This is a genomic window from Streptomyces sp. P3, assembly GCF_003032475.1.
Taxonomy (GTDB): domain Bacteria; phylum Actinomycetota; class Actinomycetes; order Streptomycetales; family Streptomycetaceae; genus Streptomyces.
Genome location: NZ_CP028369.1, coordinates 7,053,013 through 7,065,548, shown reverse-complemented (window position 1 = coordinate 7,065,548; position 12,536 = coordinate 7,053,013). Strand labels below are relative to the sequence as shown.

The 12,536-nt window shown below is 69.3% G+C and carries 13 protein-coding genes and 1 pseudogene; 4 read left to right on the top strand and 10 right to left on the bottom strand.

Annotated features, from left to right (window positions below; translation table 11 throughout):
- Positions 1-19 precede the first annotated feature (19 nt).
- From C6376_RS30985 to C6376_RS30975, 3 genes are all read right to left on the bottom strand, one after another.
- Positions 20-937 carry a hypothetical protein gene (locus tag C6376_RS30985; RefSeq protein WP_107446428.1) on the bottom strand — a complete coding sequence of 306 codons (918 nt, stop codon included), beginning with the start codon at positions 935-937 and terminating at the stop codon, positions 20-22.
- A 100-nt stretch (positions 938-1,037) separates the two neighbouring features.
- Positions 1,038-2,156, bottom strand: a complete 1,119-nt coding sequence (locus C6376_RS30980) for a YncE family protein (RefSeq protein ID WP_107446427.1) — start codon at positions 2,154-2,156, stop codon at positions 1,038-1,040.
- A gap of 540 nt (positions 2,157-2,696) precedes the next feature.
- On the bottom strand, positions 2,697-3,794 hold the full coding sequence (locus C6376_RS30975) for an IS110 family transposase (protein ID WP_254076138.1): 1,098 nt from the start codon (positions 3,792-3,794) through the stop codon (positions 2,697-2,699).
- Positions 3,795-4,343: 549 nt separating this feature from the next.
- On the opposite strand from C6376_RS30975, the gene C6376_RS30970 reads away from it, so the two are divergent.
- Entirely contained in the window at positions 4,344-4,514 is a 171-nt protein-coding gene (locus C6376_RS30970) for a hypothetical protein (RefSeq protein ID WP_159083307.1), read from the top strand.
- A 9-nt stretch (positions 4,515-4,523) separates the two neighbouring features.
- On the opposite strand, the pseudogene C6376_RS30965 reads toward C6376_RS30970, so the two are convergent.
- From C6376_RS30965 to C6376_RS30950, 5 genes and pseudogenes are all read right to left on the bottom strand, one after another.
- Positions 4,524-4,943 (bottom strand): annotated as a pseudogene (locus C6376_RS30965) (TerD family protein); the annotation flags it as partial.
- 205 nt (positions 4,944-5,148) lie between these two features.
- Positions 5,149-5,271: a hypothetical protein gene (locus tag C6376_RS46220; RefSeq protein ID WP_301554721.1), complete on the bottom strand. Its 123-nt coding sequence runs from the start codon at positions 5,269-5,271 to the stop codon at positions 5,149-5,151.
- Positions 5,272-5,340: 69 nt separating this feature from the next.
- Positions 5,341-5,487, bottom strand: coding sequence for a hypothetical protein (locus tag C6376_RS44790; protein ID WP_216825714.1), 147 nt, complete (start codon positions 5,485-5,487; stop codon positions 5,341-5,343).
- A gap of 190 nt (positions 5,488-5,677) precedes the next feature.
- Complete coding sequence (locus C6376_RS30955) at positions 5,678-6,700, bottom strand: hemolysin family protein (RefSeq protein WP_107446425.1); 1,023 nt, start codon at positions 6,698-6,700, stop codon at positions 5,678-5,680.
- A complete protein-coding gene (locus C6376_RS30950; RefSeq protein ID WP_107446424.1) occupies positions 6,697-8,031 on the bottom strand; it encodes a hemolysin family protein in 1,335 nt (444 codons plus the stop codon). The genes C6376_RS30955 and C6376_RS30950 overlap by 4 nt, the downstream gene beginning before the upstream one ends.
- Positions 8,032-8,541: 510 nt before the next feature.
- Here C6376_RS30950 and C6376_RS30945 point away from each other — a divergent pair.
- Positions 8,542-9,564, top strand: a complete 1,023-nt coding sequence (locus C6376_RS30945) for a sporulation protein (protein ID WP_107446423.1) — start codon at positions 8,542-8,544, stop codon at positions 9,562-9,564.
- 25 nt (positions 9,565-9,589) lie between these two features.
- Here the strand turns inward: C6376_RS30945 and C6376_RS30940 are convergent, their stop codons facing one another.
- Positions 9,590-10,243: a hypothetical protein gene (locus C6376_RS30940; RefSeq protein WP_107446422.1), complete on the bottom strand. Its 654-nt coding sequence runs from the start codon at positions 10,241-10,243 to the stop codon at positions 9,590-9,592.
- Positions 10,244-10,430: 187 nt separating this feature from the next.
- Here C6376_RS30940 and C6376_RS30935 point away from each other — a divergent pair, with 187 nt between their 5' ends.
- Together C6376_RS30935 and C6376_RS30930 are read left to right on the top strand one after the other, a co-directional pair.
- Positions 10,431-10,886, top strand: a complete 456-nt coding sequence (locus C6376_RS30935) for a tellurite resistance TerB family protein (protein ID WP_107446421.1) — start codon at positions 10,431-10,433, stop codon at positions 10,884-10,886.
- Positions 10,887-10,982: 96 nt separating this feature from the next.
- Complete coding sequence (locus C6376_RS30930; protein ID WP_107446420.1) at positions 10,983-11,435, top strand: hypothetical protein; 453 nt, start codon at positions 10,983-10,985, stop codon at positions 11,433-11,435.
- 162 nt (positions 11,436-11,597) lie between these two features.
- Here the strand turns inward: C6376_RS30930 and C6376_RS30925 are convergent, their stop codons facing one another.
- A complete protein-coding gene (locus C6376_RS30925) occupies positions 11,598-12,530 on the bottom strand; it encodes a M56 family metallopeptidase (RefSeq protein ID WP_107446419.1) in 933 nt (310 codons plus the stop codon).
- Positions 12,531-12,536 lie beyond the last annotated feature (6 nt).

The window sequence follows — 12,536 nt, the reverse complement described above, 5'->3', positions numbered from 1 at the left end:
TGCCACACCATCGCTGGGCTCAGGTCAGCTTGGTGTTGGCCAGGACCCGGCGCAGGATGCCCCAGGAGAGATCGGACTCGGTGGCGAAGGCACGCCGCTTCTTGGATTCTTCGTCGATGTAGTTGAAGGCGTCGCGGCTGTAGCTGTCGCCGTCGTCGTCCTCGACGCCGGTCTCCTCCGGGTTGAGGTAGACGTGGAAGCTAGCGCCGAAATCGGCGGAGGCGTTCATGTAGCCGGGGCCGGTGGAGCCGCCACCGCCGTCCATCGGGCAATACACGCGGTGCACGGCGTAGTTGTCCCTGGACAGCCAGGCGCATTGGCCGGGGGTGAGGGTGATCAGGCCGAGCTTGCGGGCGTCCCAGTCGAGGTGCTCGTAGACCATGACGTCGAGCTGGCCGGCGAGGCAGAAGACGATGCCGGTGGTGTGTCCGTGGGAGTGGATGGGCGAGTAGTGCTGCGCCGGCCAGATCTCGAGGACGACGGGCGAGCCGATGTCACCCTTGGGGTGGTCGTCGGGGTGGAGGTGGCCGTGCTTTGCTGCCAGGTGGTCGTAGTCGCCCCGGCCGGTGCAGGCGACACGGATGTACGGCGGGTGGGACGGATCGTGCTTGTACTTCTCCACGAGGATCTGGCGCAGCAGGCCCACCTTCTCGCCGGGTGCGGTGGCGGGGGCCAGGTGCTTGCGCATCGCCTCGACTTCCCAGGCCGACAGGCGCAGGTCCTCGGCCTTGCGCGCGAGGTCCATGACGGCCGGCGGGATCATCAGCTGGCGGGTGTACTCGTCGAAGGACGTGGCCTGCCCGATCACAAGGGACGGGGCGGCCTGGGCGCCGCGAAGGCGCAACTGCCGTTCCTCTTCCTTGGTGATGTGGAAGGGGTACGTCGCATCGCCGTACTCCGGCTGCCCGGCGGGCGTCTGGTCGGCGGTCAGGCTCATGAGGGACTCCTTCGTGTGCAGGTGTGCCGCGGCTCGGCGCGGGACCCGATAACGCCACGCATGTTCGGTGCCACGGCTCGAGGCGGGTTGTGCGGTGTGATCAGTGGCTGAGCAGGCGTGTGGCCCTGAGTCCGTCGAGGGGGTACTCCCGGGGCAAATGGGTCGGGTCGCCCGGCACGGTGATCAGCACGGTGATCGTCCGGGACGTGCCCGCGGCGAGGAACTGGTCTCCCACCGAGCTCAGATACGCCTTGCCGTCCTGGGCGATGACGTCGACGCCGGAGGCTTCGGCTTTCGCGCCCTTGGCCGTGGGCAGGTCGAAGGAGATGCGGAACTTCCTGACGTCCTCCGCCGTGCCGCTGTCTTTGCTGACGGCCGTCAGCGTGAGGTCGAAGCTGTAGACCCGGCCTCGGGGTTCGCCGTTCTCCCACGTCCCCTTGAACTTCTTCGTCACGACGATCTCGTCGTAACTGGGCGGCACAGGCAGCGGGGTGATACGCCCGGCGCCGTTCACGATCTCCAGGTCGTCTACGGGCACCCTGCCCCGTCCGATGCGCTGCGAGTGATCGGGGATCTTCGCCGTGGTCATGTCGAGGTGGTTGACGTTGCCCGCGGAGTCGACGGCGTAGAAGTTGCCGTCCTGGTCGAAGAAGGTGGCCGCGTACGCCTTGCGTGAGCCTGCCGCGCCGCTGGCTTGCGCCGGCGGGAAGACACCAGCCTTCAGAACGGTCTTCGTGGGCTGCCGGCCCGGGTCGATGAGCAGCAGGTCACCGTTGTCGCCCTCCACCGAGTACAGCCGGCCGTCCTTGGGGTGGTAGGCGAAGTCGTCCCACCGGCCGCCTCCCGGCGAGTTGCGGGGTGTGGCCCTGCCGGCTGCCACGTCGATGGCGTAGCTGGGTGTGTCGGGATTGCCGGCGACGAAGAGGCTCTTGCCGTCGGGGTCCATGGCGCCGTCGAACCAAGGCCCCTTCGGCAGCCCGTCGATGACCTGGTCCTTGAGAGTGCCGGCCGCCACGTCGATGGTGATGAGCTTGTTGCCGCTCACGGCCAGCAACAGGGGCTCCTGGTCGTCGCCGCGGTACTGCGCTCCCATGGCGGTGTAACCGCTCTCGTAGGGCGCGACGTTGTCAACGACGCGAGTGTCGCCGTCGATGGGATCGAAGCGGTAGATCCGGGTGCCGGTCCTGCCGACGGCCAGATACACCTTGCGGTGAGCCATGAAAATCAAGCGTCCTTCCATACGGCTGAGGAACGCTTCGACGTCTGCCCTCAGCCACCAGCGATAAGCACTCTGAGTATTCTTTCGAACACAATCAGCCACATCTCATGGTGCTGGGCGCACAGGACGAAGTCCGGCGAGGGCTGTCGGGCGACAGTGGCTCGTTTCTCCGCGTCGACACCAACTGTTGGAGCGGTGTGCAGAGTCCCGAAGTACAAGGGTGCCGGCGCCGGCCGCTGCATCGGCATCCTCCCCAGCAGGCACCGGACGCTCTGAGTGGGGTGAGCCCGCCGACGCTGAATGAGGCGCGGTACATCCAGCACGCCAGCGAGGAAGTGCAGACGCAAACCCCCGCATCCTGCAAGACCGCCCCAGGAACACGGACCGCATCAGGCGCCGACCGCATCGGCCGCGCCGGCCCACCCGAGCTCGCGACGAAGCCGCACCGGAGCGCCCGGATGCGGCTTCGTCGTCTCACAGCTCCGTGCAGAGGCCCTGTCAGGACGGACCCGGCGGCGCCTCGTCGTATCACCGACGCCCCTATAACGTAGGGGTACGGGAAACCGGTCTGACCAGGTTGAAGACCTCGCGGGCTGCGTATCGCTTGAGGCATCGGATGATCTCACGTCGGGTCTTGCCCTCCTGCGTGCGGCGTTCGTAGTACGCCTGGGTGCGCGGATCGTGACGCAGCCGGGTGAAGACGATGCGGTGCAGGGCGGCGTTGGCCTGCCGGTCGCCGCCGTAGTTGAGCCGGCGCGTGCTCCGACGCCCGGAGGAGTACTCGATGGGGCTGACTCCGCAAAGGGCAGCAAAGGACGCCTCGGTATTCAGCCGCTCGGGATTGTCCCCCATGGTGATCAGGAGAGTGACGGCGCTGTCCGGACCGATGCCCACCGGCACGAGCAGCTGTGGGGCGTGGCGTTCGACGAGCCGGGTCAGGCGCTGGTTCAGCTCATTGATCTGCCCCGTGAGCTGTTCAATGCGCTCGGCGAGCATGCGCAAGGTCATGTGGGTGGCCTGGGCCACCGCGTCCTCGTCTCCCCCACCGCCGGGTGGGCTGAGGGTCGCGCAGGTGCGGAACAGCTCGGCATTGCCCAAGCTCGACAACCGTTCCCGCAGTGCGGGATCGGCGATGACCAGGACGGCCTTGAGCTGGTTGATCGCCTGGGTACGCGCCTTGACCGCGGAGTCCTTGGCGAGCTTGAAGATCCGGGCGCTGTGCACCGGACCGTCGCCGGACTTGGCCCGGGCCCGGGCACGACCGCTGAGCACGGCCCGCGCGGCGGCCTGCGCATCGAGCGGGTCCGACTTGCCCAGCAGCCGGCGGGCCGTGCGGTCGGGCCGGTTCACTTCGAACACCTGGATCTGCTGGGTCAGTAGGTAGCGGGACAGGCCCGCGCCGAAGGTGCCGGTGCCCTCCACACCGACCCGGCGCACGGTCCCTCGCTTGCGGGCCCAGACGAGCAGTCGGCGGTAGCCGGCCGCCGTGGCCGGAAAGGACTCGGTGTCCAGGACCTTCCCGAGTGGGGAGAGCACGGCGGCGACGTGAACCTCGCCGTGCGTGTCCACGCCCAGAACGACCTCGCGCCGAACGGGAGGATCCGTGCTCGAGGAGGTGCTGTGCTGTCGGGTCGTCATGATGGTTCGCCTCCCGCGTGGTGACATGCTGGATGGATGGCACCGGCCCGCTCGGGCGGTCTGAACCGTGATGGCGCCTGGAACTCGGCAAGGCCCCTATAGGGACACGCCCTGTGGCTCGGTGACAGCAGGAACCATCCCGCAACGGCAGTCGACATGCCTGTGACTGGACACTTCGGTCAAAGATCTCATGGGTCAGACCCCCGTCCGGAACGGCATCGCGCAACCGTCCCATCGATCCCGGCGCATCGGCACGTCCCGACTACAGCCGGATGGCTTCGCTCGAACCAGTGCCCAACCTGGCCGGAACAGACCGAGAATGAGTTGACTCCCCGCCCACTCGTGAGCGGCAATGACGGACAGCCGTCTGGCCCGCCCTACGGTCAGGTATCTCCGGGTCGTCATCGAGGAGTAGGGCACCGCCTCCGACCAGGTTCCCCCAAGCGGTGCCGCGGGTGTTCCAATAGACGTCGGGTGCGTCGCTACCCATGAGGGCATCGGTGGTTTCCACGGCCGCGCTGGTGCTCGTGGGAGATCGATCTCGGAGAGGTGACCTATCTCAGCCCGGACGGCTGCAGAGCGCTGTGCGTCGCGCTGCGTGCCGCTCTCGCCCACGGCACCCGGCTGGTCGTCACGCACGCCGACGAGCGGGCCCGGTCGATCCCGAACCAGATCGGTCTTGCCCGGGTGCTGGCGGCCCAGCCGGGCAGCGACTTCTGATCGGTGCGCTCAGATCGTCCCGGCCGGACGCTCCTCCGGGGTGTGGCCGCGGCGGGGCCGGGGCGCGCTGCCCATCTCCAGGGTGAAAGGCATCGGGTCGCTGTCGGATCCCCGGACCATGCCGTGCATCTCCCACTCGCCCGATCCGGCTCTGACGAACTCGGCCGCGGTGGCGGCGGTGCAGTCGGCGACCTGCGTGAAGTCGTCCGCCAGCAGTTCGGTGTAGCGCTGGACGACCAGCACCCCGGCGTTGGAGATGTCGCCGAAGGTCCGGCGTCCGCCGTCCTGGTGGATGACCACCCCCACCACCCGCCCGTAGACGGCCATAAGGCGGTCGAACTCCAGCACCATCACCTCGACGTAACCGAAGCCCAGGCCGGTCTGGCTGTGCCGGGGCATGTTGATCGTGCCGTCGGGTGACCGGCTGTCGTAGGCACTATGCCGACCAGGCAACGGCCGAACAAGTGAACCTGAAACCACGTCAACCCGCCCTGATCAGCAAGTCAGCCGCTCCCGCGCAGCAGCGGGGGAACCTCAGAGTCCGAGGTAGACGTCGGTGGAGTAGCGGGGAAGGAGATCGGCGGATAGCCGCGGTAGTGCACGTAGTACGCGTACATCAGGCCGGGCACGATCGTCAGCGCACCCACCACGAGTGGCAGGCCGAGGCGCAGCAGACGGCCGACCAGGAAGCGGCGGGCGCCCGGCGGTCGTAGGAGCCAGGCACGAAGACCGCGGAGAGGAAGAAGAACAGGCTCATGAAGAACGCCTCGTCGACCGCCCACAGGGGCGCGAGGGCGCCGGTGCGCGGCTGGCCTTCGAGGTACCACTACCAGTCCTGGGTCAGACGGCGGTAGGTTTCCACGCCGAGCAGGGCGGCGTTGGCGAGGATCAGGGCGAAGACGTGAGGGTGAACCGGCGGGCCTCGGTCCCGGTGCGCCAGAGCCTGGCGTGCGGACCAATGCGCGTTGTCCATAGGGGTGCGGTGGTCGGTCTTCCTGCTGTATCTGCTCCTTCACCCAGCGCTATTTGCCCGGCCAACCGGCATGACGGACGGGCGTGTTGAGCGCGGTCACGCTCCAGGAGAGATTTCTGCATCACTGTAGAGCGGAAGGTGTACCAGGCGGGACGCCTCGTGCGGGGGCGCGCACGAGGTGGCCCGGTGGTCAGGCGGCGGCCGGTGCGGGGCCGACCAGTTCGGACAGGACGTCGTCCATGGTCACGAAGCCGAGGACCGCGCCGGCCTCGCCGGTGACGGCGGCCAGGTGGCTGCCGTCGGCGCGCAGGGCGGTGAGGGTGTCGTCCAGCGGGGTGTCGATGCGGACCTGGGTGATCGGGTGCAGGACGGTGCGCGGGAAGGGCTGGTCGCGGTCGGTGATGCCGAGGGTGTCCTTGATGTGGAGGTATCCCAGCAGGGTGCCGTTCGGGCCGGTGACCGGGAAACGGGAGTAGCCGGCAGCGGCTGCGGTCCGCTCCAGTTCGCCCGGGGTGACGGTGTCGGCGACGGTGCGCATCTTCTGGGCGGGGACAAGGATCTCGCCGACCGGGCGGGTGCCCAGCTCCAGGGCGTCGCGCAGCCGTTCGCCGTCGGCGCTGGAGAGCAGGCCGGCCTGGCTGGAGTCGAGGACCATGCGGGCGAGCTGGTCGTCGGTGAACGCCGACTCGACCTCGTCCTTCGGCTCGACGCGCAGCAGTTTCAGCAGGGTGTTGGCGAAGGCGTTGATGCCGAACACGACCGGCTTCAGGGCCCGGGTGAGGGCTACCAGCGGCGGGCCGAGCAGGAGTGCGGTCGGGACCGGTGCGGCCAGGGCGATGTTCTTGGGGACCATCTCGCCAATCAGCATGTGCAGGTAGGTCGCAACCGTCAGGGCGATAACGAAGGCGATGGGGTGCACCAGGCCGTGCGGGATGTGGACCGCGTTGAAGCCGGGTTCCAGCAGGTGCGCGATGGCCGGTTCGGCGACCGCGCCGAGCACCAGGGAGGAGACGGTGATGCCGAGCTGGGCGGTGGCCATCATCGCGGAGAGGTGTTGAAGGCCCCACAGGGTCATCCGGGCCCGTGTGTTCCCTGCCTGGGCGTGCGGCTCGATCTGGCTGCGGCGCACGGAGATCAGGGCGAACTCGCCGCCCACGAAGAACGCGTTGGTCAGCAGTGTCAGGGCGCCGATGAGGAGTTGCAGGGTGGTCATCGGGACTCCTCCCCGGCCCCGGCCGGCACCTGGGCCGGTTCGGTGATGCGGATCCGGTCTGCGTGGTGGTGCTCGACGTCCAGGACGTCCAGCTGCCAGCCGTCGAGGTCGACGGTGTCGCCCTTGGCGGGGATGCGGGCGAGGCGGGTGGCGATCAGGCCGGCCACGGTTTCATACGGGCCCTCCGGCGCCGCGAGTCCTATCTCCCCGAGCTGGTCGAGGCGGACGCCGCCGTCCGCCTCCCACACCGCGCGGCCGTCCGCGCCGGTCTGCGCGGGCAGCAGGTCGGGCACCTCGACGGGGTCGTGCTCGTCGCGGACCTCGCCGACGACTTCCTCGACGATGTCCTCCATCGTCGCCACGCCCGCCGTGCCGCCGTACTCGTCGATGACCACGGCCATGGTGCGCTTCTCCCGCAGCCGCTCCAGCAGCCGGTCGGCAGTCAGGCTGTCGGGCACCAGCAGGGGTGCGGTGGCCAGCTCGGTCACCAGGGTGACGGCCCGTTTCTCCGGTTCCAGGGCGAGGACGTCGCGGATGTGGACGGTCCCGATGACCTCGTCCAGGCTGTCGCGGTACACCGGGAAGCGGGACAGGCCGGTGGCGTGCGTCAGGTTCGCCGCGTCCGCGGCCGTCGCGTGCGCTTCGAGCGCCTTGACGTCCACGCGCGGCGTCATGACGTTCTCCGCGGTCAGCTCGCCCAAGTGCAGCGTGCGCACGAACAGTTCGGCGGAGTCCGCCTCCAGGGCGCCCTCGGCGGCCGAGTGCCGGGCGAGCGCGACCAGTTCCTCAGGGGTGCGGGCGGAGGCCAGTTCCTCGGCGGGCTCCAGGCCGACGCGACGGACGAACCGGTTCGCGGTGTTGTTCAGATGGCGGATGAACGGCCCGAATGCCGCGGTGAAGCCGCGCTGCGGGCCGGCCACCACCTTGGCCACGGCCAGCGGACGGGAGATCGCCCAGTTCTTCGGCACCAGCTCGCCCACCACCATCAGCACCACGGTGGAGAGGGCCACACCCAGCACCGTCGCCACCGACGAGGCGGCGCCGCCCAGCCCGACCGCCTTGAGCGGGCCTTGAAGAAGCGCCGCGAGCGACGGCTCGGCAAGCATGCCGATCACCAGCGAGGTGACCGTGATGCCGAGCTGGGCGCCGGAGAGCTGGACCGTCAGACGGCGTACGGCCTTCAGCGCGCCCCCGGCACCACGCTCACCCGCCTCCGCCGCTCGCTCCAGGTCACCGCGCTCGACGGTGGTCAGCGAGAACTCGGCCGCGACGAACACCGCGCAGGCCAGTGTGAGCAGGAGGGCCAGCAGGAGCAGCAGGACCTCGGTCACCGCGCCACCCCCGATCCCTCACGCACACACAGCGCGGACTGCGGACGGGGTACGACGCGGCTGATACTGGGAGGCTCGCCCATTGCGGGACCGTCGCTCCTTCTGTTCGGGAGGGCCACAGGGCCCTCAGTCGTCGGCAGGGCAGAGACACACCCTGCCCATTATCGTAAAAGATCGGCAAAGCATCGAGGTCAGCCGCCGCCGGTCTCGATCGGCGGCTCTTTTCGGACTTTCCCGCCGCAGCCGCCAGGATGCGCTGTGGACCAGCCCGCGGCGACCCTATGCTTCTACGTGTTTGTAGAGAGAACGCGGTGGCTCCTGCCGGTTGTTCCCGGGAGCCGCGCGCCTCTCACCTGCTCGCGCGACGGGATGAGACGCATGGCCTCGACCGGCCTGGACACAGAGCCCGGCACGCCAGCCCGGCACGCGCGCAGCCGCTGCCGTAACACCCGCGAAGGCATGCGGCATCGCTCTCACGGAACACACGCACGTTAAGGAGTGGACGCCACGATGGTGTTCAAACGACTGCTCGGTTCGCTCGGCGTGGGCGGCCCCACGGTGGACACGGTCCTCACCCCCGGCGCCGCCCACCCCGGCTCCACGCTCAGCGGCCAGGTCCATCTCAAGGGCGGAAGCGCCGACTTCGACATCGAGCACATCACCCTGGAGCTGGTGGCCCGGGTCGAGGCCGAGCACGAAGAGGGGGAGAGCGAGGGCGTCGTCGCCTTCGAACGGTTCACCGTCGGCGGCGGCTTCCGGCTCGCCGAGGGCGCGCAGCACAGCATCCCGTTCAGCGTGATGCTGCCGTGGGAGACCCCCATCACCGAGCTGTACGGACAGGGCCTGGGCATCGTCCTCGGCGTGCGCACCGAACTGTCGGTCGCCGGAGCCAAGGACAAGGGCGACCTCGACCAGCTCGCCGTGGGCCCGCTGCCCGCCCAGGAGGCGATCCTGGAAGCCCTCGGACAGCTCGGCTTCGGCTTCAAGTCCGCAGACCTGGAGTACGGCCGCATCGGCGGCACCGGCCAGCAGCTGCCCTTCTACCAGGAGATCGAGCTCACCCCGGCCCCTCAGTACGCCCACCAGGTCAACGAGATCGAGCTGACCTTCCTCGCCCACCCCGGCGGCATGGAGGTGGTCCTGGAGGCCGACAAGCGCGGCGGCCTCTTCTCCGAGGGGCACGACGCGCTCACCCGCTTCACCGTCTCCCACGACGGCGTCGAGCACCAGGACTGGATCACCCTGGTCGACGGCTGGATCCGCCAGCTCGTCGAGCACCGCGCCTCCTACGGCTCGCACTCCGCCTACGCACATGCAGACCCGTACTCGGGGAGCCACGGCGGGCACTACGGGCACGGAGACGACGAGCACCATCACGAGGGCCACCGCTCCGGCCCCGGCATGGGCACCGCGATCGCCGCGGGCGCGGCCGGCCTCGCGGTCGGCGTCGTGGGCGGGATGGTCGCGGCCGAGGTCGTCGACGAGGTCGGGGACTTCTTCGAGGGTGACGAGGAAGACGAAGACGAGGACTGACGGCGCGGGTTGCCGGAGGATCGGATCAGGCGCTGACCGTGCGCAGGAAGTGGTCCGCGTCCTCCGGCTCACCCAGTCGGCCCAGCTCCAGCCAGGAGCCGTCGCTGAAGCGGATCCTGAAGGTGGCGAACCCTCGCGGCCGGCCCGCCTCGGCTTCGATACGGGCCTCGGTGTAGGGAAACTCCGCGATGGTCCGGAAGTCGTCGGCTTTGGTGGGCGACAGCGTACGGCGCGGGGAGGCGGCCACGCAGACGCGGTCACGAGCCAGCATCACCAGGCGTTTCGGATTGGGTGAGTGGCCGTACCAGCGCAGCAACAACTGGCCCGCAGTCAGGTTCCAGTCGCCATCGAAGATGCCTCTGGTGGGGTCGTCGACTTCGCGGCGGCCGCTGCCGGCGGCGCGGTCCCGGGTGGAGCCTCCCTCTCCGGAAGAGGTCTGCTCGTCCAGCACGTCGCCGAGCTTGTCGATCAACATCATCGGCACGACGACGAAGAAGAACACCACACCGCCGACGTAGAGCAGCCAGTGGTGCCTCGGCTTCAACCGTCCTTTGCCCGCAGCCCGGTGGACGGCCTTGGGAGGCGCGGGAATCGGCTTGCCGATCTCGCACCAGACCATGGCCACGGGGTCCTCGCCAAGGATCTTCCGGGCCCGTCGATGCACCTTGCGCTTCGCCATGCCTGAAATCCTAGGCAGGCAGGGCGTCACGGCCGCAGCGCCCCGTGAGAGCCGCGACCCGCCTTGTGAACCTGCCGGAAATCGCCGGAACTTCTCCGCCGGACCGTTAGTTTCTACGTTGCTGTAGATATTTACGGGCTCGGACCGCCGCCGAAGCGGGCCGGCCGACCAACCGTTTGGAGTTCACATGGCCCTGTGGGACCGCCTCAAGGAGTCCGCGTCGACGATGCAGACCCAGCTCGTGGCGAAGAAGAACGACCTCAAGAGCGGTGCCTTCCGCGATGCCAGCATGGCGATGTGTGCCCTGGTCGCCGCCGCCGACGGCACCATCGACCCCTCCGAGCGGCAGCGGGTGGCCCAACTGATCGGCACCAACGAGGTGTTGCAGAACTTCGACGCCATGGACCTGCAGCGGCGCTTCGACGACAACCTGGGCAAGCTGACCGCCGACTTCGCCTTCGGCAAGGTCAGCGTGCTGCAGGAGATCGCCAAGGCGAAGAAGAAGCCGGCCGAGGCCCGTGCCGTCATCCAGATCGGCATCGTCATCGGCGGCGCCGACGGCGACTTCGACAAGACCGAGCAGGCCGTTGTCCGCGAGGCGTGCTTCACCCTGGATCTGCCGCCGCACGAGTTCGACCTCTGATCGCCCCACTGCGCTCGTGCCGGCCCGTCGACGGCAGCCCGGCACGGGCGTCGTCGACGGCGGATCCGGACACCCAGGCTCGTCTAGGGTGGCTCGGTGGGGTTTGAGCTGCGGGCACGGTGGGGCGGGCAGCCGGTGTGGGCGAGATGGGTCCGCGCGGTGTACGTGATCGGCTTCTTGGAGGGTTCCTGCGTCCACGCTCTCGACCTGGCCGGGCGCGGCATCCATGCCTATGCGTCATTTCCGCAGGTTCCCCTGCAGGCGTTCTTCGTCGGCTTGGCGGTCCTCGATCCGCTCGTCGCCGTATTGGTGGGGGTAATGCGGAGGGAAGGGGTGTGGCTGGCAGGCGCCGTGATGGTGGTGGACGTCTGCGCGAACTGGTGGGGCAACCGGCATTGGCTGCACGATGATCCTGCGAGGCTGCTGCGCCTGTTGCCCATCACCCTCTTCAGCCTGTTCGTCGTCGCGTTCTTGCTCCCGTTGCATCGCGCGGCTACTGGGGCCGCGGGCCAGGCCGGCCAGCCCCAGGCGACTCTGCCGTATGCCTGAGTTCCGCGTCTCGCAGCCAGGGACGCCTCCAGCCGACGAACGTCTCGGATTCGCGCCGACCGGCACGCTGACCGGCCGGCGCTGTTCGCACGCGGCGCCGATTCGGGCCGCCGACGGCTCGCCAGGGACATCGCCGTATCCGTGGACCGCGTCTGTCCAGTGTCAGAGCGGTGTCGCCGCATGCAGGATGAGCACCATCGTCACCGCCGAGTTCGCGGACGACAGCGCGGAGACCGCGGCCCCAACGGCCGCACCCCAGGCGGCCAGGCCCACCGAAGTGAACACCGACGGCCAGCTGCGCAACGTCGGCGCGGGGCCGAGCAGGGCAGCCACCCGGCGCGGCACCGGCCCCGGCTCGGCGAAGCCCGCGAGCGTGGCGGCCGGGGTGCCGCGCGAGACCAGAGCCGCCTTGCCGATCGCGCACGCCACATCCCGGCGGCTGCCGACCGTCCGCGCCGCTTCCTCGTCCGCCCACCGTTCCGTCGTGTAGGAGACCGCCGTACGCAGCGGGAGCAGGAACGGGTTGGCGCGCGCGGCCAGTTGGACCGCGAGCAGGAACCGGTGGTGCCGGGCGGCGAGATGGGCGCGCTCGTGGGCGAACAGGGCGCGGCGCTCGGCAGGGGCGAGGCAGGACAGCATGCCGGTGGTCACCACGACCCGGTCCCGCCGCCTGCCGGGGAGGGCGTACGCGTACGGCACCTCGTCGGACAGAACCGCTACCTGTGTGCCCGGCAGTCCGGCCAGGGCCCGGTGGGCGCGGCGGCGGATCAGCCCGTGCCGCCGCAGCGTGCGGCCGCACGTCAGCAGGACCGCGAGCAGCGCCGGGATGGCCAGTTTCCCGGCGACCTCGTCGTACGGGACGGCCTCGCGCACCTCGGGGTCCGACCAGCCATCAGGCAGCGGGTTGCCGGGCAGTTGCGCGGTGCCGACCACCATGAGCAAGCCCAGGCACACCGTGCTGCACAGCGCCATCACCACGGTCACCCCAGTCAGCAGCCGGGTGGCGGTTCGCGGATGCAGCCGCTGCTCGGCCAGGCGCGCGATCGGCCATGCCGTCAGCGGCAGGACCAGTGGAAGAAAGACGAACACCCCCATGAGGCT